We start from the raw sequence: 23,063 nt of genomic DNA, 5'->3' as shown, positions 1-23,063 counted from the left end.
AATTAATTAATTTAATAATCTACTTTTGCCGAAAAATTGAGATTTCTCAGTTTAAACAGTTTTTACTAAGAAAAACGTAAACAATTTTACGATTTATTAAATTATAAAAAAGACATGCAATTTAATTTTAAAGAAATATTTACAGCCTTTATGGTATTATTCGCAGTAATCGATATTATAGGTAACATTCCTATTGTTATAGATTTGCGCAAAAAAGTAGGACATATACAAAGCGAAAAAGCCTCTATAATTGCCGGGGTTATCCTTATTGTTTTTCTGTTTTTAGGAAAAAGCATTTTAAACCTTATTGGTATTGATGTAAACTCGTTTGCTGTTGCAGGTGCTTTTATCCTGTTTTTCATTGCTTTAGAAATGATACTTGGTATTACACTTTACAAACAAGAGGAAGAAGCCTCGATGACGACAGCAGTATTTCCACTGGCATTTCCGCTTATTGCAGGACCTGGTAGTTTAACCACTTTATTATCTCTAAGAGCAGAATTTAGAACAGAAAACATTATTGTTGCTGTTTTAATGAATGTTATCATTATTTTTATCGTTTTAAAAACATCTGCTAAAATAGAAAGTATAATTGGCCAAAACGGTATTAATATTATACGTAAAATATTTGGTGTTATTTTACTAGCCATTGCTGTAAAATTATTTGCACATAATATTAAAGCTCTATTTGAAGTAATATAACCTTATATAGTATGAAAATTTTATCTGTAGTTTTAAGTATTATCGCATTAGGACTTATTATTTTTAATTTTACTCAAATAAATTTCGACAATCCTTTTAAAGGACAAAGCATGATTGCTATTATTACTATAGTAGCATCACTTTGCGCGATATTATTGATGTTGATTTTGGGAGTTTCGAAAAAGATTGAGCAAAAAGTAAAAGAACACAAATAATATGTACGATGCTTTAATTATTGGCGGTGGTGCAGCAGGCTTATCTTGTGCTTTAGTTTTGGGTTCTGCCCAAAACAAGGTCTTTGCGCAGGATAAACAAATTGCAATTGTCACCCACCAAAAAACATCGCACCTACAAACCGCATTGTTTAATAATGTTTTAGGTTTAGCACCTGGCACTACTGGAGAATCTATTTTAGATGAAGGAAAAAGCCAACTCGCTTCCCTCTACCCACATGTTGAGCAAATAGATCATGAAAAGGTTTTAAAAATTTTAAAACAAACCAATGGCTTTGAGGTTATGACTAACAAAAGTACCTGTAAATCTAAAATTGTAGTTATTGCAGTTGGTTACACCAGTTTAATAAATATAGAAGGTTTAGAACAATACATTGAACCACACCCAAGAGCAGCCGTAGAAAAAGATAGAATTTGGTTAAAAAACACAGATCATTTAATTGAAGAAAATTTATATGTTGCCGGTACTTTAGCAGGATGGCGTAGTCAATTTGCTATCGCTTCCGGAAGTGGCTCACATGTGGCTACAGATATTTTAACACTTTGGAATGGTGGTAAACATGTAAAAGTGCATGACAAAAAGATATAACAACATTATTGTTGTAAAATAAAAAAGCTCTGATAAATTATCAGAGCTTTTTTTATGCCATATATTTTAGAACGCGTAACGCTGTGGTCCGCCTCGTCTAATTTCTTCACTACAATGTGCTTCAAATTTTTTGAAGTTTTCACGAAACGCATTGGTAAGTTTAAAAGCTGTTTTATAATATGCTTCATCATCATTCCAAGTTGATCTCGGACTTAAAACCTTAGTTGGTACTCCAGGACACTCTCTTGGCTGCGCCACACCAAATACAGAATGAATATGGTATTTATCGTAAGAATACAGCCCTAAATCTCCATTTAAAACCGCATTAATCATAGCGCGTGTATATTTAAGTTTCATACGGGTTCCAACCCCATAAGGACCGCCAGTCCAGCCTGTGTTTACTAACCAAACATTTACATTAGCATCAATCATTTTTTTACTTAACATTTCGGCATATTTCGAAGGATGCAAAGGCATAAATGGCGCCCCAAAACAAGCAGAAAATGATGGTGTAGGCTCTACAACACCCGCTTCTGTACCGGCAACTTTAGCCGTATATCCAGAAATGAAGTGATATGCCGCCTGACTTGGCGTAAGCTTAGAAATTGGAGGCAAAACTCCAAAAGCATCAGCCGTTAAAAAGAAAATATTTTTCGGATTCTTCCCTATAGATGGTTTTCTAATATTTTCAATATGATCTATTGGATAACTTACCCGTGTATTTTGAGTTATAGATGTATCAGCAAAGTTAACATGCCCGTTTTCATCTAAAATAACATTTTCTAAAATCGCTCCTTTCTTAATAGCAGAAAATATCTCAGGTTCATGATCCTTATCTAAATTAATAACTTTAGCATAACAACCACCTTCAAAATTAAATACCGAGTTTTCTTCGGTCCAACCATGCTCATCATCTCCAATTAAACTTCTATTCGGATCGGTAGAAAGCGTTGTTTTTCCCGTTCCGGAAAGCCCAAAGAAAATAGCCGTATCGCCATCTTTACCAACATTAGCACTACAGTGCATTGGCAGGGTATTTTTAAATACAGGTAAAATGAAGTTTAATGCAGAAAATATACCTTTTTTAATTTCTCCCGTATAGCCCGTACCACCAATTAACGCTATTTTTTTTGTAAAATTTAAAATAGCAAAATTATGTTGTCGCGTGCCGTCTTCATCTGGAACTGCCATAAAACTTGGTGCATTTACAATAGTCCATTCTGGAGTAAAATTTTCTAACTCCGCTTCGGTTGGGCGTAAAAACATATTATAAGCAAATTGATTGCTCCAAGGAAACTCATTGATAACTCTAATATTCAATTTATAATTTTCATCTGCGCAAGCATAACTATCACGAACAAAAAGTGTTTTCCCCGAAAGGTAATCTACAACCTTATCATATAGTTTATCAAACTTATCTGTATCGAAAAGGATATTGACATCGCCCCACCATACTCTATCTTTTGTAATATCATCTTTTACGATAAACCGATCTTTTGGAGAACGTCCTGTAAATTCTCCCGTATTAACTGCTAAAGCACCTGAAGAAGCCTCTACAGCTTGTCCATTTTCAATAGCAATATCATGTAACTCTTCTGGTGATAATTGATAATGAACTTTGGCGTTTTTTATGCCATAAGTTTCTAACTCAAACGTTTTCGTAAATCGTGCGTAATTACTCATATTTCGATGTTAAATTAATTATCCTGTAAATTTAAAACAAATAAATCGAATTTTCTTTAAATTAAATTCAAAATTAGTTTTGTTTTTTTAAGAAATCAATAAACACAAGCACCCAAGCCACTATTAAAAGTAGTCCGCCAATAGGTGTAATTACACCAATGGTTTTAAAATCGAAACCAGTTAACACATTGGTTGACAAACCATAAATAGACCCCGAAAAGAAGAGCAATCCAACCACTACTAAATAGAATATTTTAGTTTTAGATTTTACAGAAATATAAGTTGTGCTTCCAACAAATAAAAGAAACAAAGCATGATACATTTGGTAACGCACACCCGTTTCAAAAGTTTGTACAGATTCTGGAGAAATTAAAGCCTTTAAACCATGCGCCCCAAAAGCCCCTAAAATAATACTTGTAACACCTAAAATAGCCGCTGTTAATAAAATAGTTCTGTTCATATCCTTAAAAATCTTTTAAATATTCATTAATTTAGTAAAGTCGAAACCACCTTTTACCTACAATCGACTACCAAACAAAACTACTCAACTAAACTCAAAATGCGAAAAATTTTAATCATTGGTTCAGGAAAATCTACTTCTTATCTTCTAAAATATTTATTAGATAAATCTGAAGAAGAAAACTTATTTATCACCATAGGTGATTTAAACATTGAACATGCCCAAAAATTAACAAACGACCATAAAAACGCAAAAGTTATAAAGCTCGATGTTTTTGATGAAAGCTCAAGAAAAACAGCCATTCAAAATGCCGACATTGTAATATCTATGCTTCCGGCGCGCTTCCATATTGAAGTAGCGAAAGACTGTGTTTTCTATGAAAAACATATGGTAACAGCATCTTACATAAGTCCAGAAATGCAAGACCTAAACCAAAAAGCCTTAGAAAAAGGTGTGATTCTAATGAATGAAATTGGTGTAGACCCTGGCATAGACCACATGAGCGCCATGCAAGTTATAGACAAAATTAGAGACGATGGTGGAAAAATAATACTTTTTGAATCTTTTACTGGCGGACTTGTAGCACCAGAAAGTGATAATAATTTATGGAATTACAAATTTACCTGGAACCCAAGAAATGTAGTAACAGCAGGCCAAGGTGGTGCCGCAAAGTTTTTACAAGAAGGTACATATAAATACATTCCGTATAATCGATTATTTAGAAGAACTGAATTTTTAGATATTGAAAATTTTGGCCGCTTTGAAGTTTACGCCAACCGAGACTCTTTGAAATACCAAACCATTTACGGGCTTCAAAACACAAAAACACTTTACCGAGGCACCATGCGCCGTGTTGGATTTAGCAAAGCCTGGCACATATTTGTAACGTTAGGAATGACTGATGATAGCTACACTATAGATGATAGTGAAAATATGAGCTATCGCGATTTTGTAAACGCCTTTTTGCCATACAGCCCAACTGATTCCGTAGAACTTAAACTGCGCTATCAACTTAAAATTGATCAAGATGATATTGTTTGGAACAAACTTATTGAACTCGATATTTTTAACCCAAACAAAAAGGTTCACCTAAAAAAAGCAACGCCTGCACAAATACTTCAAAAAATACTTATGGACAGCTGGACCTTATCTCAAAAGGATAAAGACATGATTGTTATGTATCATAAATTTGGTTACGAAAAGGCAGGAAAACAATATCAAATAGAATCTAACATGGTAACTATTGGCCAAGATCAAACCTATACAGCCATGGCAAAAACAGTCGGCCTACCTGTTGCTATTGCTACACTTGCTATTTTAAATAACGCTATTACAACACCTGGAGTACAACTGCCAATTAACAAAGAAGTTTACACTCCTATTTTAAAAGAGTTGCAAAATTTCGGAATTACCTTTAAAGAAAAAGAAGTACCATATTTAGGCTACAACCCATTAAATCATTAAACTTTTCAAGTATCTAAAATACTTAGTTTAAGTTTCTTCTTTCTATAAAAAACTGTTTCATAAGCGCCGAAGTTTCTTCTGCTAAAACACCTCCTTTTATAGTTGTTTTGGGATGAAGCTTAGTGTTTAAGTTAATACAACCACGCTCCAAATCTCGAGCACCATACACAATATTAGAAATCTGACTCCAATACAAAGCACCGCCACACATTTGGCAAGGCTCTAGCGTAACATACAAAGTACACTTTTGTAAATACTTCCCTCCTAAAAAATTTGCGGCTGCAGTAATGGCCTGCATTTCTGCATGTGCAGTAACATCGTTCAGAGTCTCAGTTAAATTATGTCCGCGAGCAATAATTTTATTATCAATAACAATTACAGCTCCAACAGGAATTTCACCACTTTTATAAGCAACCTCAGCTTCCTGAAGTGCTTTTTTCATAAAATATGTATCATCAAAAGGTTCTATCATAAAAGCAAAAATACAATTTGAAATCATTTATTTAAGCTTCGGCAAGAAAATTGATAACAATAATTAACGCACAAAGTTCATCTAGATTTATTAAAATTCAAAATCTGTTTTAATATGAAAAAATTCTACTCCATTTCTATCCCTAAACCTTGCCATGAGAATTGGAACACCATGATTCCCGAAGAAAAAGGGCGATTTTGCAACTCTTGTTCTAAAACCGTTATCGATTTTACTAAAATGGATACTATGGAAATTCAGGATTTTATTGATCAAAACAAAGAGAATAATATCTGTGGGCATTTTAAACAAACACAACTAGATAGTATTAATCTGCATATTCCATCGCATGTTTTAACACAAAGACAAAGCTTTAACCACTTATTTTTTTGGACGCTACTCATTGTTATGGGAACCACTTTAATGAATTGCACCAATAAAAACGGTACCAAACAAAAAATTGACAGTATTGAAATTATAGACTCTATACCCAGTAAAACTATCGATATTTTAGAAGCGTTACCAAAAATAACTAAAGAAAATACCGTCGCAAAAAAATCAGGCAGTACTATTTCAAAAGAAATAAAAATTACAGATGGATTAATAATTACTGACACTCTTGGCGAGCCAACAATATTAGAAACTCCACCACCGGTATTAGAACCGATAATTATTCCAGATATAAAAATAATAGATCCTGTTATCATGGGTGATCTTATAACAGAATTCCCAATCAAAATCGGTTTTCTTACAATAGAATCTCCACCAGAATTCGAAAACACACCAAAAAGCCTCACAATTAAAGAAAAAAGAGACTATTTTTCTGAACGCATCTCAAAAATAGTTACTAAAAATTTCGACACTTCAATTTGCCCAGAATTAAGAGGCAGACAAAAAGTTTCTGTTCAATTTATAATAAACGAACATGGCAAGGTCGCTAACATTAAAGCAAGAGCACCTCATCCTAACTTAGAGAAAGAAGCAGAACGTGTTATTAACCTTTTACCACAATTTACTCCAGCAAAACAAGCAAATAAGCCCACAACTATAGTTTACAACGTACCAATTGTTTTCACTGTAGAAGAATAATAAAAATCATGTACTTTTGCGACGTGAAAAGCAAATTTTTAAACCACATAAACTCGCCCAAAGAACTTCGTCTTTTAAACCAAAGAGACTTACCTCAACTTGCACGAGAATTACGTGAGTTTATTATTGATATTGTTGCAACCAAAGAAGGACATCTAGGCGCCAGCTTAGGCGTCGTTGAATTGACTATTGCATTACACTATGTATTTAACACGCCAGACGATCAACTTATTTGGGATGTTGGCCACCAAGCCTATGGTCATAAAATTTTAACCGAACGTCGTGAAAATTTTCATACCAACAGACAATTAAACGGCATTAGCGGCTTCCCTAAACGTAGCGAAAGTGTTTACGACACTTTTGGAGTTGGGCATGCTTCTACATCTATTTCGGCCGCTTTGGGCATGTCAATTGCCTCAAAACTAAAAGGCGATTTAAAAAAACAACATATTGCCGTAATTGGTGATGCGAGTATTGCTGGTGGTATGGCATTCGAAGGATTAAATCATGCTGGAGTTACCGACGCTAATTTACTGGTTATTTTAAATGATAACGCTATTGGAATCGACCCGAGCGTAGGCGCCTTAAAGCAATACTTAACCAATGTTAAAAAAGGCACTCAAAAACAAGATAATATTTTTGAAGCTTTAAACTTTAACTATTCTGGACCTATAGACGGGCACAATTTACCCGCTTTAATTACAGAATTAGAACGTTTAAAAACCGTTAAAGGCCCTAAGTTTTTACACGTAATAACAACTAAAGGCAAAGGCTTAAAACAAGCCGAAGAAGACCAAGTAAAATATCACGCACCAGGAAAATTTAATGCCAAAACTGGCGATTTAAATATTAAAACGCCTATCGTTGAGCCTCCAAAATATCAAGATGTTTTTGGGCACACTATTGTAGAATTAGCTAAAACAAACAAAAACATAGTAGGCATTACACCTGCCATGCCAACGGGAAGTTCTTTAAAATACATGATGAACGAAATGCCCGACCGTGCTTTCGATGTTGGTATTGCCGAACAGCATGCTGTTACCTTAGCCGCAGGTATGGCAACACAAGGCTTAGTAGTGTTTTGTAATATTTACTCAACGTTTTTACAACGCGCTTACGATCAAATAATTCATGATGTAGCCATACAGAAACTCCCAGTTATTTTTTGCTTAGATCGCTCTGGTTTGGTTGGTGAAGATGGGGCTACGCATCATGGTGTTTTCGATTTATCGTACTTAAGATGCATTCCCGATTTAATAATTTTTGCACCAAGAAATGAAATCGAATTACGCAACATCATGTACACTGCGCAATTAGGTTTAGAATTCCCTATTGCTATAAGGTATCCACGCGGGCGAGGTGTAACTGTAGATTGGAAACAACCCTTTTCTAAAATTGAAATCGGCAAGGCTACTGAATTAAAGAAAGGAAAAAACCTAGCTATTTTAAGTATTGGTAGTATATCGAAAAGCGTAAGTAAAGCTATTGAAAATCTCAATGTTTCTCATTTTGACATGCGTTTTGTAAAACCTTTAGATGCTAAACTATTACATAGCATTTTTAAAAACAACACCACTATTATTACCGTTGAAGATCATGCAATTACCGGCGGTTTCGGGTCGGCTATTTTAGAGTTTGCAGCGCAACACAATTACAAAAACACCATTAAAACCTTAGGCATTCCTGACCAATTTATGGATCATGGTAAGGTTGACGAGTTATTCAAATTAATCAACTTAGATGTTGATGGCTTAAAGCAGTGCTTCATTCAATTTGCTTAATATTTCCACCCTATATTATAGATATTGATACCTATCAAATAAAAAATGAACTGTTTCGGTTTCTGAAAGATAAGTACTCTTAAAAATTTCGCTATTTTTAGACTACACGTTATTGAACCGCAAAATACTTATCTGCAATACTTTACAGTTTGCATAAAAAAAGACAGCCATGACCAACCAAAGAACTTTAGCAATTATAGGTACCGGACCGAGAGGTGGGTATGCCTTAGAAAATTTAATTCAAGAACTTATAAAAGCAAATAGCTTATCAAACATACATATATTACTTTATGAAGAAACGGGTCTTTTTGGTAATGGTCAAGTTTACAAAACAGACCAAGTATCAAGCAACTGGATAAACATAAATGAAAGAATTCTACAGTTAGATAAACGTGAAGCCATTAATATAGATAAAATTAAAATACCTGCATTCCCATCGTACCACGAATGGATAGACAAAGATTTCAATAAAAGAACCAACGCGGAAGCAGATACTTATCCTCCACGCGCACAGGTTGGCGAGTATTTAAAACAAAGGTTTCAAACATTAGCAAATCCGCTTTTAACAGCCAACATTATTTTATTAGTAAAAGAAAAAGTAACAGAAGTAGAAACACCTTCTAAAATAGTTTTAAAAACAAACTCAAACACTTACAAAAACATAGACGAGGTATTATTAACCATTGGCCACCAACCCACTTTTACATCAAAACAAATTAAGGAATGGGAAGCTTTTGCTTCAGAAAAATCAAATATTAATTTATTTCAATCCCCTTACCCTATTGCTCAGTTTTTAAATTGCAAAAACATAACCTATCAAAGTAAAATCGGTGTTCGCGGATTTGGATTAGCTATGATTGATGTTGTTAGAGGTATCGCTAATAAATTTGGAGATTTCATTATAACAGATGAAAACACCAAAGCATGCAGTTATAAAACAGATTATAAAATCACCAATTTATTTATTCCCTTTTCTTTAGACGGCTTACCTCCTGCTCCAAAACCGTTAAATGCAGAAATAGACAACTGGTTTAAACCTACTGAAAAACAGATTACAGATTTTGAAAACATTATAAAAAATACATCAACTCAAAAAAAAGCAGAAAGCCCTTTATTTTTAATTCAGGCCATAGCTCCTATAGTTGCAAAAATATATCAAAAACTCCCACAGCATTATCTTCCTGATTTACCGAAAAAAGACATTGAAGTTATTACTGAAAAATGGTTACTAGATCAAACATACAAGCACCCAACTATTATTCCTCAGCAACAACCCGCATACCAAAGTATGCAGGATTTTGTTGGCATGGCAACTGGCAAAAAAGCAATTAGTTTAGATTTTTGTATTGGTCAGGTTTGGAGACATTGCCAACCCTCTATTTATGACAAACTCTCTTTTAATTCATGTTCTGATAAAGTGTTTTCTGAAATTATTAAATTAGATGAAAGCACTAAACGTTATTCTTACGGACCGCCAGTAGAAAGTATTCAACAAATGCTTGCTTTGCATGAAGTTGGCGTAATGACCTTAGACTTCGCAAACAACCCAGAATTCGAGTTAACAAATAACGGCTGGAACATACTTGCAAACAAAAAAAACATAACCGCAGATATTATGATTGATTCGGTTCTAGATGCTCCAAAAATAAATGCCGTAAACTCGCCTATTATAAAAAACATGCTTGCCAACGATTTAATAGAAGCTGTGCATGACGAGCTGGGCGTTGCCACTAACGAGAATGCCTATGTAATTTCCAACAATCCTGATAATAAACCATCGATAGCATTACTTGGAAGACTAGCTAAAGGCACAGTTATTGGAGTAGATGCCATTTTAGAATGCTTTGGCACAAGAGCAAAAAAATGGGCGAAAAAAGCAACAGAACACCATATAAATTGGTTAGAAAACCATTAACTTAGAACAGATTATCAAAACATTACTTTCACCCAAATCTTTAAATAGAGTCACTATAGATTAAGTAGAAGTTTCGTACATTTACAATACATCCTAATTTTAGGATAAATAGCAAAAATTCAAAAAAATTAATAACCTTTGTTTTTTGTTTTAAAAATATCATAAAAAATCTAATGTAATAACGAGATGATATTCAAATTAGAAATCTAATATGCACTAAATAAGATATCCGTATGTTTTCACTTGATATTCGAACCCTTTATTTGTGCTGCACGTTAATTAATATTCTCAACATAGTATTAATTAGTTCGTTACACGTTCAAGTAAAAAAACGATTTCCTGGCACTTTTTTAATACTGATTAACTTCTATTTAGGCGCCATGGGAAATGTATTGGTGTTTTTTCGTGGCTATATTCCAGACTGGGCCTCTATACCTTTAGGTAATGTTTTACTTATTTCCTCATTAATTGGTTTATTAATGGGCTTAGAACAATTTCTTGATAAAAAAGGAAATCATATTCACAACTACATTTTAACCGCAATTTTTCTTACTGTACATTCTTATTACACCTTTATAGAGCCCGATTTAAATGCTAGAAATATAAACATAGCCTTTGCTTACGTTATCATTAGCTTTCAAATTATCTATTTAATGCTTAAAAGAACCCCTGTAGCGATGCGAAAAATAACGCGCTCTATTGGCTATCTTTTTTGCGCTGTGTTTATAATTCAAGTACTTCACATTGTTTATAATCTACAAAAAGAAGATGTTGTGTCAGATTATTTTAAATCTTCAACTATAGAATCTTTATTTCTTTCAAGCTGGATTATTATTACCATTCTCATGCCTTATACTATTACTTTAATGTATAATAAGCGCTTAATTATAAACATAAATAAACAGGAAGAAAAGTTCTCTAAAGCATTCCATGCCGCTCCTTTTGTTATTATGTTATCGAAATTTAGCGACGGCAAAATTTTTGAAGTCAATAAAAGTGTAGAAGCCCTTTCGGACTACAAAACAGAAGATTTAATAGGACTGAACTCTTCTGAACTAAACTTATGGGGACAGAAAGATGATCGTGAAAAATTCTTGTCTAGCCTAAGTTCTAACGGTTTTGTTAAAGAAAACGAATATATATTTCGAAAAAAATCGGGCGAACTATTCCCGGGATCAATGACGGCACAGGTAATTAATATTAATAATGAAGATTGCATTATTTCGGTAATAAACGATATTAGTAATAGAAAAAAAGCAGAGTTTAACTTAAGGAACAGCGAAGCCACTTTAAGAGAATTAAACTCTACAAAAGATAAATTCTTTTCGATAATTGCACACGATTTACGCACGCCTTTTAACGGTATTATGGGCTTTAGCCAAATACTTAGCGACCAAATTAAAGAGAATAACTATGAAGATATTGATGAGTATGCCGAAATTATCTATACCTCATCAGAGCACGCCATGGCTTTATTATCAAATCTTATGGAGTGGTCGAGATCGCAATCTGGACAAATGAAATTCAACCCAGAGTATATTGATTTAATCGCTTTAATACAAAACACCTTAGATTTACTAAAAACCTCTTCGGAACAAAAACAAATACACATTAATCTTGACGCAGCTGCTAACATTATTGTGTACGCCGATAAAGAAATGATCGAAACAGTACTCCGAAACATTATTTCTAACGCCATAAAATTCACCCCTAAAAAAGGTGTTATTAATATACAGACGAAAGAAATGGAGAGCGAGCACCTTATATCTGTAATAGATAGCGGTGTTGGAATTTCTAAAGATGATCTCGAAAAACTATTTCAACTCGACAAATCGTACACTACAGCTGGTACAAACGATGAAAGCGGGACAGGACTAGGATTAATACTTTGCAAAGACTTTATTGATTACCATAAAGGAAAAATTTGGGCAGAAAGTGAAGTTGGTGTAGGCACCAACATGAGGTTTTGTCTGCCAAAAATAAACCCTTCAACAAATTAACAATTAATAAGTACTATGCTTACAGACTTATATAATCTATAAGAAATCGCTCTAATAGTTCAGGGAAATAATAGAAGTCTATTATCGTTTAACAAATTACATTTTTAGTATTTTCGTCGTTATGAATAAAATTGATATTCGCACTGTAGATGTTACGCAATATGTGCATCCGTTAAGAGAAGGCGGCTCACTTCCAGCTATAGTTAAAGCTGATGATGGCTTTCTATATGTATTAAAATTTAGAGGTGCCGGACAAGGAAAAAAAGCATTAATTGCTGAGTTTATTGGTGGAGAAATAGCACGTGCCATCGGCTTAAAAGTCCCTGAATTAGTTTTCATGAATTTAGACGACTCGTTTAGCAAAACCGAACCAGACGAAGAAATTCAAGACTTACTTAAATTTAGTGTAGGCTTAAATTTAGGCTTACATTTTTTATCGAGCGCTATTACTTACGACCCTTTGGTGAGCACAACAGATAGCTTAACGGCTTCTAAAGTGGTGCTTTTGGATAGTATTATTAGCAATATTGATAGAACTGCAAAGAACACCAATTTACTACAATGGAATAAGGAACTTTGGGTAATAGATAATGGTGCTAGTTTTTATTTTCATCACGATTGGAAAAATTGGGAGAACCATTTAACCAGAACATTTCCGTTGATAAAAGACCATGTGCTTTTACAAAAAGCAACTCGTTTAAAAGATGCTGCTGTAGAAATAAAAGACCTACTAAATACAGCTAAAATTGCAGAAATAATATCTAACATACCTGAAGATTGGCTTATAAGCGAATCTGACACTATGAGTAGTGATGACATGAGAGCTGCTTATATTGAGTTTATAAATTCGAGATATTCTAAGATTGATTTACTAGTTAAAGAAGCTGAAGATGCAAGATAGATATACATTTGAGTACGCCGTTATTAGAGTTGTACCTAAGGTAGAACGTGAAGAGTTTTTTAATGTTGGAGTTATTCTTTTTTCGAAGCGCAAAAAATTTCTTGGTATAAAATACTATATAAACCCAGATAAACTAAAAGCGTTTTCTCCGGAAGTAGAATTGGATTTATTTAATGATTATTTAAAAGCTTGGGAGCTGGTTTGCACCGGAAACCCAAATGGAGGCAGAATAGAAAAGATGGAACTATCGGATAGGTTTAGGTGGTTAACGGCTTGTAGAAGCACCATTATTCAAAGTTCTAAAACACACTCTGGATTGTGCGATGATCCTGAAAAAATGTTAGAAGATATTTTTAATAGCCATGTGCTATAAATAAGCAAACTCACAAAAATTCATTTAGAAAAACTAATCTTTGCTGATGAGCGCGTTAGGGATTGAACGGCCTGTTTGAAATCCTTTTTGTTTTTGTGAAAAAACAAAAAGATTGAGTAGTAAAAGCCCGACCCTTTTCGGGTAACGCCCAAAAAAAATTAAAATCCTAGTATAGCTTTCGCTATAAGAAAATAGATAAGTATACCAAAAATATCATTACTTGTAGTGATAAACGGCCCTGTGGCTATAGCGGGATCGACGCCACGTTTGTCTAAAATAATAGGCACAAACGTACCGATTAATGCTGCCATAATAATAACGGTAATTAACGCGATACCGATAGTCATAGAAACAAGATACGAGGTTTTAAAACCAAAGTGACTGATAAGTAAAACGATGAGCGCAATAGCAACACCATTTACTAAACCTAGAGAAAATTCTTTAAGTAAACGTTTTAACAGTTTACCTTTAATAGTATTGTTTGCGAGACCTTGAACTACAATTGCTGAAGATTGCACACCAACGTTTCCGGCAGTTGCCTGGATAAGCGGAATGAATAACAGTAGCTCTGTGTATTTAAGCATGGCTCCCGTAAAACCACTAATAATACTTGCGGCTCCTAGCCCTCCGAACATACCAATAAGCAACCACGGTAGGCGTGCTTTGGTAAGTTCCCAAATACTATCATCGGCTTCTACATCTTGCGAGATACCTGCAGCTAATTGGTAGTCTTTTTCAGCTTCTTCTTTTATAACATCTACAATATCATCAATGGTGATGCGCCCCAGAAGAATTTGTTTTCCATCGACTACAGGAATGGCTTCTAAATCGTACTTTGCCATGACCTGCGCAACAACTTCTACATCGTCGTGCACATTTACAGAATCTACACTTGAGATATAAATATCGGCGATTTTTTGTTCGTTTTTAGCAACAATAAGGTCTTTTAAAGATAAGCGACCTACAAGTTTGCCCTGCTTATTTACAACATAAACGGAATGTACACGCGTAACCTCTTCGGCCTGAACGCGAATACGGCGTAAACAGCCAGCAACCGTCCAGGTATCATAAACTTTTACAAGCTCTTTTGCCATAAGTCCACCAGCGGTATCCTCATCGTAAGCTAAAAGTTCATTAATTTCTGCCTTATGCTCTTCATCTATAATTTGAGCAATAACTTCTTGTTGACGCGATTCTGGAAGTTCTGCAATAATATCGGCAGCATCATCGGTATCTAGCTCCTCAATTTCTTCGGCAATTTCTTTAGCAGAAAGATTTCTTAATACTTTTTCTCGATTGTCCTCATCGAGTTCCATTAAAATATCTGAAGTTGTTTCGGAATCTAGCAACTTTATAACATACATGGCCTCTTCTAGATCTATTTCATCTAAAATCTCGGCAATATCCGCGTGGTGAAACTCGTCTAAAAGTTCCTTAAGTTCGTTATCGCTTTTATTCGCGATAAGTTGCTCAACTTGTTCGATGAGTTCCTTAGTTAATTGAAACTGTATGTTTTCCGTTTCTTCAGACAAATGAAAAAATTTAAAAGGTTCTACTTGTCGTTTTCCAGCAATTGAGTAAGTTCTAAAAAGGAGGCTACACTTAATTGCTCGGGACGTTGGCCAAATATACTATTTGCTTTTAAATTATCGGACAAATCGAATGTTTTTAAACTGTTACGAAGTGTTTTTCTACGTTGTTGGAAAGCTGTTTTAACAACCTTAAAGAACATTTTTTCGTCGCATGGCAACGAGTAATCTTCTTTACGTGTTAACCTTAACACACCAGAATCTACTTTTGGTGGTGGATTAAACACCTCTGGAGGCACGGTAAATAAATATTCGGCATGGTAAAATGCTTGTACTAAAACAGAAAGAATACCATACACCTTAGATCCTTCTTTAGAACAGATACGCGCCGCAACTTCTTTTTGAAACATACCAGAAAACTCAGGTATTTGATCGCGCATTTCTAAAGTTTTAAAAACGATTTGTGTTGAAATATTATACGGGAAATTACCAATGATAGCAAAAGGTTCGCCGTTTAAACTTTCATTTAAATCGTATTTTAAAAAATCTTTTTCTATAATTCTAGGCGCTAAATTTAAGTAATTGGCTTGTAGATATTCTACCGATTCGGTATCGATTTCTACAACATACGTGGTAACTGGCTTTTTAAGCAAGTATTTAGTAAGCACACCCATTCCCGGTCCTATTTCTAGAATGGTTTTGTAATTGTTTAGCGTTAAGCTATCGGCTATTTTTTCGGCAACCGTTTCATCATTTAAAAAATGCTGACCCAGGTGTTTTTTAGCTCTTACTTGATTATTATTTGATTTGTATGCCACGAAATAGAATGTTTTAAGGAAAACACGAAGATATGAAACTTAAAAACAATACTTCTGCCATGATTGAAGTATTGTTTTTTCGGCTATAATATTGTTTCTTAGTATCAAGAAATGTAATGTTTCTCAAACCTCTTAGACTAAGACCGTATGCAGCAAACATTCACAGAATTTTCGACTAATGCCATTTTAAAAATTGGAGACGAATCGCTTTTAAGTATTTATAAAGAATCTACCCAAGCAGCACTATATACCTTTATTAGAACGCAGGACACCAAAGCCGAAATTATTGTAGATAGCATACCTTATACTATAGAAGCTGGAAGTTTGCTTGTACTTACACCTGTACAATACATTCAATTTGTAAAAGGAGAAAACTTAGTGGTTTATCAATTTAACCAGGAGTTTTATTGCATTAAAGATCACGACCAAGAAGTAAGCTGTGCTGGTTTGTTATTTTTTGGCAATGTACATGTGCCTTTAATTGGTCTAAGTACCGAAGAGGCTCACAAATTCTCGATACTTCATGAAGTTTTTATGGATGAATTTGATACTAAAGATAGCATACAAGCTGAAATGTTACGCATGCTTATGGCACGCTTCATTATAATAAGTACGCGTTTACTAAAAGCAAAAGAAGGTTTTGTTGAAACTACAAAAAACACCAAAATAGAATTGCTTCGTGAATTTAACATGCTGGTAGAAACACATTTTAAAACCGAGCATAGCGTATCTTATTATGCCGATAAACTTTTTAAATCTCCAAAAACATTATCCAACACGTTTTCTAAGCTTAACACAAGTCCTTTACAAATTATTCACGACCGTATTATTCTAGAAGCAAAACGCTTATTAATCTATACCGATAAAACGGCTAAGGAAATAGCATACGAAGTTGGCTTTGAAGACGCCTCTCATTTAAGTCGATTATTTAAAAAAAACACCTCTTTTTCTCCTTCAGACTTCAAAAAACAGCTTAAAACTACGGTTTAGGGAAAAATCGACAACTCTTCGGGTAATCTATCCATTCTATAGCACCTCTTATTGCTTCATCTTTGCACTGTATAACAAAAACATCAAAGACATGAAAACTAAAAACATATCCATTTTCAATTTAATTGAAATATTTAGAAGTAATAAGAAAGTAGCATTAAAGACTATTAGTCCTAAAACACATTGTGAGCAAAATCATTTATCAGATTTTTATTGCGATGCCGAAAAACCATACATCTCTTTTTAATTCGACAAAAAAAACACCAAAGGGCAAAATTGACATGCCAAAAGGAAAAACCTACATGGTGTAACTCTTAAAACCGTCGCACCTTTGTACCAAGATAATCAAACACAAAAAATAATAATAAAATTTAAAAATATGAGCACTTTTAACGTATTAACAAGAGAAGAAGTAAGCGAAAATAACCAAGCTATTTTTGACAACTTAAAAAAAGCAGTTGGTTTTGTACCAAACTTATATGCAGCTTATGCACACAGTGATACTGCATTAGAAAACTATTTAGGTTTCGCCAATGCAAAAACCTCTTTATCTGCTAAAGAAAAAGAAGTTGTAAACTTAGCAGTAAGCGAGGTAAATAATTGTATTTATTGCCTATCTGCACATACAGCTATTGGTAAAATGAATGGTTTTACAGACGAGCAAATTTTAGAATTAAGAGCAGGACATTCCTCTGTAAACGATAAACTTAATGCTTTAGCCGCATTAGCTAAAAACATTACAGAAAACCGCGGAAGAACAGATGCAGCAGTTTTAGAAAACTATTTTAACGCTGGCTACACAAAGGCAAACTTAATTGATACTATATCACTAGTTGGCGATAAAACGATATCTAACTACGTACACAGCACAACCCAAGTACCAGTAGATTTTCCGGTAGCACAACCACTTGCAGAAACAGTAGCATAATTAAAACTCATAACCTTCGGGTTTCTAACATAAACAATTATTAACAACGCTTTATAAAAATAGAAGCACAATTAAATTTAAAGATGAAAAAAGTAGTAGCAATTTTAGTATTCGTATTAGCATTTGTAGTAAACTCTAATGCACAAGACGTAAAAACAGTATCTCTAGAACAAACTAAAGGAGAATTTACACAAAAGAATTTAACGATAAGTGAAGGTTCTTATATTTTCGAAATCGCGAACAACCATTCTGGTGTAGATGTTGGTTTTGTATTAATTCAAAAAGGAAAAGATGCAGCTAACCCAGAAAACCATATTAAAACAGCTTACGTAACACAAGTTGTTGCCGAAGGAAAAACAGAAAAATCTAAAGTAACAACTTTAGAAAAAGGTGAATACGTATACTTTTGCCCACTAAACAAAACACCTCAGTACACCCTAACTGTGGAGTAATTAATAGTGTTTTTTATTTGTTGTAAAAGGCAGCCTTATTTGGGCTGCCTTTTTTTGTATTTATATTTTAGTAGAGAAAAAAGAAGAAAAAAAAACCGTCTAAATATTTCTATCTAAACGATCTCTTGATGCTAAAAAACTAATATTATCTCGGTTAAAGAGTGACTAATTCAAATAAATAATTGTTTAGTTTTTGTAGCGTATTAATTTTATCACTAGAGTCTATTAATAGTGAAATATTGTTATTACTACCACCATAAGAAATCATTCTAATTTTTACATCTTGTAAAATCTGAAAAAGCTTAAAAGTGTCTTGATGATTAACAACAGTATGCCCAACTAAACAAACAATACTTTGGTTTTTATCGACCTCAATCGATGCTATTTTATCTAGCTCAACCAAAATTTTATCTAAATTTTTATCGTCATCAATAGTTAAAGACACAGCCACCTCAGAGGTTGTAATCATATCAATTGATGTTTGATAAGTTTCAAAAATTTCAAATACTTTTTTTAAGAATCCGTGTGCTTGTAACATACGAGCCGATTTAATTTTAATGGCTGTAATATTATCTTTAGCAGCAATAGCTTTTATTCCAGTTTCAGATGTTTTACTAGAAATTAAAGTACCATGCGCTTCTGGATTCATGGTGTTTTTTAATCGTACCGGAATACTATCTGCTCTAACAGGAGTAACAGTTTGTGGGTGTAGAATTTTTGCTCCAAAATAAGCTAACTCCGCAGCCTCATCAAAAGATAAGTCCGAAATAGGATGTGTATTTTCAACATACCTAGGATCGTTATTATGCATTCCATCAATATCCGTCCAAATTTGTACTTCTTCAGCTTTTATAGCCGCACCAATAATGGTAGCTGTATAATCACTTCCGCCACGTTGCAGGTTAGACACTGATCCAGAATCATCTAAACAAATAAATCCTTGAGTAATATAAATATCTGCTGGTCCAGCATTATTTAAAACTACTTCTAAATGTTCTCTTATATAATTAATGTCTGGCTCTTTGAAACCATCAATTTTCATAAAATCTAAAGCCGGTAATAACACAGAGCTTACACCTTCTTGCTTTAAAAAACTATTAAACATAAAGGTCGACATTAATTCGCCTTGTGCTACAATTTGGTTGTTTAACAACTCCGAAGACTTTTTATAAGTGCATTCTACCAAAAAGTTAAAAACCTCAGATACATATGCTTTTGTTTCTGCATTTAAACTTTCATTTTGAAGCAACGTATCAATAACTTCAAAATAAGTTTCGTGAAGTTTATTTATTTTATCTACAGCTTCATTCGCCGTGTTATTTTCAATATCACTTGCAATAGCAACTAATTGGTTTGTAGTTCCAGACATTGCCGAAAGCACAACAACCTTTTTAGCACCATCATTAATGATACTTTTAACATTAAGCATATTCTCAACCGACCCGACCGAAGTCCCTCCAAATTTTAAAACTTTCATATGGATAATACTTTTATTTAGTTTATTTCTTAAGCAAAACTAAAACTCTTAAGACCAATAATAGCATTTTTTAAAAAATATGTTTATTTTTGCACAAATTGTTAAATAGTTAACATGAAGACTGTATCTAACTGTGTAGAAGACATTTTAATTTCGCAACCTTATTTAGAGGAAGCGCTTTCTAGAAACATTATAAATTTTAGTGCTTTAGCGCTGGAACTTACCGAACCTATTAGCAAAATGCTAAAAAAAGATGTTAAAGCTGGAGCGATCATGATGGCCTTGCGTCGTTACAATCCACCAATTACTTTAACCAATTCGGTTAAAATGAAACGCGTAATACAAAACCTAGGTGATATTACCGTACGCTCTAACTTAACAGATTACACAGTTAAAAACTCCGACACACTTATTGATAACCATGCAAAAATTCTAGCGCGCATTAATCAGGAGTCTAAATTATTCTACACCTTTACTAGAGGTATTCACGAAAGCAACATTATTATTTCCAGCAGTTTAAACGATTTTATAAAAGACTCCCTAAAATTAGAATCTTTTATTGCCGTTCAAGAAGGCCTTTCGGCTATTAGTATCAACTTACCGCAAGACAACTCTAAAATCGCTGGGCTTTACTATCATTTTTTTAAACGATTGGCCTGGGAAGGCATTGTACTTTACGAAGTAATTTCTACTACCAACGAGTTTACTATTTTAGTGGAAGACGAATATGTAGACCAAGCTTTTGCTGCTATAAAACGAGTGAAATCTTAATTTTTAAATCTTAAATGATAGAGTATCTTTGCCCGAGATATTGAAATCATGATATTACAACATAAAGGCATTAACATATTCTATACCGACCAAGGTAAAGGCAGCGCAGTAGTTTTACTTCACGGTTTTTTGGAAAACACATCTATGTGGAACGACCTCACGCCCACGCTATCAAAAAAAAATAGAGTTATTTGCATTGACCTCTTAGGACACGGAAAAACAGACTGTTTAGGCTATGTGCACAGCATGGAGCTTATGGCCGATGCTGTTAGTGCTGTTTTAAAACATCTAAAAATCCGACGGTCTACATTTATTGGTCATTCTATGGGCGGCTATGTAGCGCTCGCTTTCGCGGAAGAAAATCCAGACGCATTAAAAGGCTTGTGCTTAATGAATTCTACTGCTAGTGCCGACACACCTGAAAAACAGCTAAATAGAGATCGCGCCATTTTAGCTGTTAAGCAAAATCACAAAAGTTTTATAAGGATGGCTATTGTAAATTTGTTTAGACCAAAGAACAGAACCTTATATGCTGATAAAATAAAAAAAATTAGAAAAGACGCTCAAGAAACTCCCCTTCAGGGTATTGTAGCAGCTCTAGAAGGCATGAAAATCAGGAACGACCGTGAAGCGCTTCTTCACTTTACACCATTTAAAAAAATGTTAGTAGCAGGGAAAAAAGACCCTGTTTTATATTACGATAACCTTGTAGAACAAACACAAAACACAGAGGTTAAATTAGTTACACTTCCGGACGGACACATGTCGCACATCGAGAATAAAGACGAACTTCTGTTAAATTTAATGCATTTCATCGAAAAAATATAGCTTTTCGTCGTGTTTATTTATTATTTTTACTATATTCACAAAGTAAAAATCAACCCAAATGAATAACACACCCTACAAACCAGCCCTTTTACCTAAAATGTACTGCGGCGTTTTTGGCCACAATTTTAAGGTATCCAAAAAAGTAACCTACCACGTAAGTGAATACACGTGCTCACATTGTAAAAAGCAATTAACCACGAGTAGCAACGGCGCTCTAATAGAGCTAACTCCAAAGTTTAAAGAAATAAACAACATTTTGGAACGCATACACACTAGCAGAAAAAACCGCAATAGCAACAGTGAAATACTTATTGAAAACCTATAAATTCCCCAAAAAATTATGTTCTACTACAAACTTCCTTCAACATTAATGCGTCCGCACCGCAAAGAAGTGCTTCAATTAATTAAACGCATTGTTTTAGACTACTCTATAAAAAATAATTAATCGAAGTTTTTCCAACCTTGAGCTATTAAAGGAATTCGAGTGTTTGAGCGCGTTACTAAATGTACGCCTTCATTCTCATCCTTCATGTGCCCAATAATACTTAAGTGTGGATTTGCTTTAATTTTAGTAAAATCGTCTTGCGAAATTGTAAATAGCAATTCATAATCTTCACCACCGTTTAAAGCAACGGTTGTACTATCAATATCAAACTCCTCACAAACTGTAATTACAGTAGGATCTAGCGGAATTTTTTCTTCATATAAATCGCAACCAACCTTACTACTCTTACATATATGTAAAATTTCTGAAGATAAACCATCGCTAACATCAACCATAGCTGTAGGTTTTACATCTAAATCTTTAAGTAATTTAGCAACATCTTTTCTAGCTTCAGGTTTTAACTGGCGCTCAATAATATAAGTATAGGCCTCTAAATCTGGCTGACTGTTTGGATTCACTTTATACACTTCCTTTTCTCTTTCAAGAACTTGCAAGCCCATGTAAGCAGCACCTAAATCTCCAGTAACCACTAACAAATCACCTGGTTTTGATGTATTTCTATAAACCTCTTCACCTTTAGCAACTTGCCCTATAGCAGTTACAGAAATTAATAAACCGGTTGTAGATGATGTAGTATCTCCACCAACTACATCAATATTATAAATTTTTGCAGCAGTTTCAATACCAGCATACAGCTCTTCAACAGCTTCTAAAGGAAAACGATTAGAAACGGCTATCGACACTGTAATTTGAGTGACCTCTGCATTCATGGCGTAAACATCAGATAGATTAACAACAACAGCTTTATAACCTAAATGCTTTAAAGGCATATAGCTTAAATCGAAATGCACATTTTCCACCAATAAATCGGTAGTCACGACTATGTTTTTATCATCAAAATTTAAAACAGCAGCATCGTCCCCAATCCCTTTTACGGTAGAGCTATGCGAAATTTCGAAATTTTTAGTTAAATGCTCAATAAGTGCAAATTCACCTAAAGTACTTAATGGTGTACGTTGTTGATTTTTATCTTCTATCATGCTGCAAAAATAAGAAGCTAATTTCGTTTTTAATAGAAAAACGAGAGCAAACCTTTAGAATTATACATATTAATGATAGAACCACTTTTAAAATAAACATTCTATAGTTACCAAAACTAATCAACT

At 33.9% G+C, this 23,063-nt stretch carries 23 protein-coding genes and 1 pseudogene; 17 read left to right on the top strand and 7 right to left on the bottom strand.

Annotated elements, in window-relative coordinates; all coding sequences use genetic code 11:
* The first annotated feature begins 114 nt into the window (after positions 1-114).
* The 3 genes from V6246_RS11295 to V6246_RS11285 are packed head-to-tail and all read left to right on the top strand — an operon-like array spanning position 115 to position 1,524.
* A complete protein-coding gene (locus V6246_RS11295; protein WP_042497700.1) occupies positions 115-702 on the top strand; it encodes a MarC family protein in 588 nt (195 codons plus the stop codon).
* Between the two features lie 11 nt (positions 703-713).
* Complete coding sequence (locus V6246_RS11290; RefSeq protein WP_341560614.1) at positions 714-917, top strand: hypothetical protein; 204 nt, start codon at positions 714-716, stop codon at positions 915-917.
* Position 918: 1 nt separating this feature from the next.
* A complete protein-coding gene (locus V6246_RS11285) occupies positions 919-1,524 on the top strand; it encodes an FAD-dependent oxidoreductase (RefSeq protein ID WP_341560613.1) in 606 nt (201 codons plus the stop codon).
* A gap of 66 nt (positions 1,525-1,590) precedes the next feature.
* Here the strand turns inward: V6246_RS11285 and pckA are convergent, their stop codons facing one another.
* Together pckA and V6246_RS11275 are read right to left on the bottom strand one after the other, a co-directional pair.
* Complete coding sequence (gene pckA, locus V6246_RS11280) at positions 1,591-3,207, bottom strand: phosphoenolpyruvate carboxykinase (ATP) (RefSeq protein WP_341560612.1); 1,617 nt, start codon at positions 3,205-3,207, stop codon at positions 1,591-1,593.
* A 73-nt stretch (positions 3,208-3,280) separates the two neighbouring features.
* The gene (locus tag V6246_RS11275) at positions 3,281-3,667 is read right to left on the bottom strand and encodes a DUF423 domain-containing protein (protein WP_341560611.1); all 387 of its coding nucleotides are present in this window, start codon (positions 3,665-3,667) and stop codon (positions 3,281-3,283) included.
* Positions 3,668-3,763: 96 nt separating this feature from the next.
* On the opposite strand from V6246_RS11275, the pseudogene V6246_RS11270 reads away from it, so the two are divergent.
* Positions 3,764-5,131, top strand: a pseudogene (locus V6246_RS11270) (saccharopine dehydrogenase family protein); the annotation flags it as partial.
* 22 nt (positions 5,132-5,153) lie between these two features.
* Here the strand turns inward: V6246_RS11270 and V6246_RS11265 are convergent.
* On the bottom strand, positions 5,154-5,603 hold the full coding sequence (locus V6246_RS11265) for a nucleoside deaminase (RefSeq protein WP_341560711.1): 450 nt from the start codon (positions 5,601-5,603) through the stop codon (positions 5,154-5,156).
* A gap of 114 nt (positions 5,604-5,717) precedes the next feature.
* On the opposite strand from V6246_RS11265, the gene V6246_RS11260 reads away from it, so the two are divergent.
* From V6246_RS11260 to V6246_RS11235, 6 genes are all read left to right on the top strand, one after another.
* Positions 5,718-6,689: an energy transducer TonB gene (locus tag V6246_RS11260; protein WP_341560610.1), complete on the top strand. Its 972-nt coding sequence runs from the start codon at positions 5,718-5,720 to the stop codon at positions 6,687-6,689.
* 8 nt (positions 6,690-6,697) lie between these two features.
* Entirely contained in the window at positions 6,698-8,470 is a 1,773-nt protein-coding gene (gene dxs, locus V6246_RS11255) for a 1-deoxy-D-xylulose-5-phosphate synthase (RefSeq protein ID WP_341560609.1), read from the top strand.
* Between the two features lie 169 nt (positions 8,471-8,639).
* Positions 8,640-10,385 carry an FAD/NAD(P)-binding protein gene (locus tag V6246_RS11250; protein ID WP_341560608.1) on the top strand — a complete coding sequence of 582 codons (1,746 nt, stop codon included), beginning with the start codon at positions 8,640-8,642 and terminating at the stop codon, positions 10,383-10,385.
* Positions 10,386-10,765: 380 nt separating this feature from the next.
* The gene (locus V6246_RS11245; RefSeq protein WP_341560607.1) at positions 10,766-12,385 is read left to right on the top strand and encodes a PAS domain-containing sensor histidine kinase; all 1,620 of its coding nucleotides are present in this window, start codon (positions 10,766-10,768) and stop codon (positions 12,383-12,385) included.
* 121 nt (positions 12,386-12,506) lie between these two features.
* A complete protein-coding gene (locus V6246_RS11240; RefSeq protein ID WP_341560606.1) occupies positions 12,507-13,286 on the top strand; it encodes a HipA family kinase in 780 nt (259 codons plus the stop codon).
* Complete coding sequence (locus V6246_RS11235; RefSeq protein WP_341560605.1) at positions 13,276-13,659, top strand: DUF3037 domain-containing protein; 384 nt, start codon at positions 13,276-13,278, stop codon at positions 13,657-13,659. Before V6246_RS11240 ends, V6246_RS11235 begins: the two co-directional genes overlap by 11 nt.
* Before the next feature lie 158 nt (positions 13,660-13,817).
* Here V6246_RS11235 and mgtE read toward each other — a convergent pair whose 3' ends face one another.
* Positions 13,818-15,191 carry a magnesium transporter gene (mgtE, locus tag V6246_RS11230; RefSeq protein ID WP_341560604.1) on the bottom strand — a complete coding sequence of 458 codons (1,374 nt, stop codon included), beginning with the start codon at positions 15,189-15,191 and terminating at the stop codon, positions 13,818-13,820.
* 20 nt (positions 15,192-15,211) lie between these two features.
* Positions 15,212-16,006: a 16S rRNA (adenine(1518)-N(6)/adenine(1519)-N(6))-dimethyltransferase RsmA gene (gene rsmA, locus V6246_RS11225; RefSeq protein WP_341560603.1), complete on the bottom strand. Its 795-nt coding sequence runs from the start codon at positions 16,004-16,006 to the stop codon at positions 15,212-15,214.
* A gap of 147 nt (positions 16,007-16,153) precedes the next feature.
* On the opposite strand from rsmA, the gene V6246_RS11220 reads away from it, so the two are divergent.
* The 4 genes from V6246_RS11220 to V6246_RS11205 all read left to right on the top strand — a co-directional run bounded on the left by V6246_RS11220 (position 16,154) and on the right by V6246_RS11205 (position 18,376).
* Positions 16,154-16,996, top strand: a complete 843-nt coding sequence (locus tag V6246_RS11220; RefSeq protein WP_341560602.1) for a helix-turn-helix domain-containing protein — start codon at positions 16,154-16,156, stop codon at positions 16,994-16,996.
* A gap of 91 nt (positions 16,997-17,087) precedes the next feature.
* Positions 17,088-17,243 carry a hypothetical protein gene (locus V6246_RS11215; RefSeq protein ID WP_159018980.1) on the top strand — a complete coding sequence of 52 codons (156 nt, stop codon included), beginning with the start codon at positions 17,088-17,090 and terminating at the stop codon, positions 17,241-17,243.
* Between the two features lie 132 nt (positions 17,244-17,375).
* Complete coding sequence (locus V6246_RS11210) at positions 17,376-17,924, top strand: carboxymuconolactone decarboxylase family protein (protein ID WP_341560601.1); 549 nt, start codon at positions 17,376-17,378, stop codon at positions 17,922-17,924.
* An 83-nt stretch (positions 17,925-18,007) separates the two neighbouring features.
* On the top strand, positions 18,008-18,376 hold the full coding sequence (locus V6246_RS11205) for a cupredoxin domain-containing protein (protein ID WP_341560600.1): 369 nt from the start codon (positions 18,008-18,010) through the stop codon (positions 18,374-18,376).
* 154 nt (positions 18,377-18,530) lie between these two features.
* On the opposite strand, the gene V6246_RS11200 is transcribed toward V6246_RS11205, so the two are convergent.
* On the bottom strand, positions 18,531-19,853 hold the full coding sequence (locus tag V6246_RS11200; RefSeq protein WP_341560599.1) for an aspartate kinase: 1,323 nt from the start codon (positions 19,851-19,853) through the stop codon (positions 18,531-18,533).
* Between the two features lie 114 nt (positions 19,854-19,967).
* Here V6246_RS11200 and V6246_RS11195 point away from each other — a divergent pair, with 114 nt between their 5' ends.
* Genes V6246_RS11195 through V6246_RS11185 form a run of 3 tightly spaced genes read left to right on the top strand, consistent with a single transcriptional unit; the run spans position 19,968 to position 21,777 of the window.
* Entirely contained in the window at positions 19,968-20,624 is a 657-nt protein-coding gene (locus V6246_RS11195) for a hypothetical protein (RefSeq protein ID WP_159018977.1), read from the top strand.
* A 48-nt stretch (positions 20,625-20,672) separates the two neighbouring features.
* Positions 20,673-21,452, top strand: a complete 780-nt coding sequence (locus tag V6246_RS11190) for an alpha/beta fold hydrolase (protein WP_341560598.1) — start codon at positions 20,673-20,675, stop codon at positions 21,450-21,452.
* 58 nt (positions 21,453-21,510) lie between these two features.
* Positions 21,511-21,777, top strand: a complete 267-nt coding sequence (locus V6246_RS11185; protein WP_341560597.1) for a hypothetical protein — start codon at positions 21,511-21,513, stop codon at positions 21,775-21,777.
* Positions 21,778-21,893: 116 nt separating this feature from the next.
* On the opposite strand, the gene thiL is transcribed toward V6246_RS11185, so the two are convergent.
* Positions 21,894-22,937: a thiamine-phosphate kinase gene (gene thiL, locus V6246_RS11180; protein WP_341560596.1), complete on the bottom strand. Its 1,044-nt coding sequence runs from the start codon at positions 22,935-22,937 to the stop codon at positions 21,894-21,896.
* Positions 22,938-23,063: the final 126 nt, after the last annotated feature.

This window comes from Algibacter sp. TI.3.09 (assembly GCF_038154905.1).
In the GTDB taxonomy this organism is placed as follows: Bacteria; Bacteroidota; Bacteroidia; order Flavobacteriales; family Flavobacteriaceae; genus Algibacter.
Note: the sequence above shows the minus strand (reverse complement) of the source record. Positions and strands in the feature narration are given on the sequence as shown.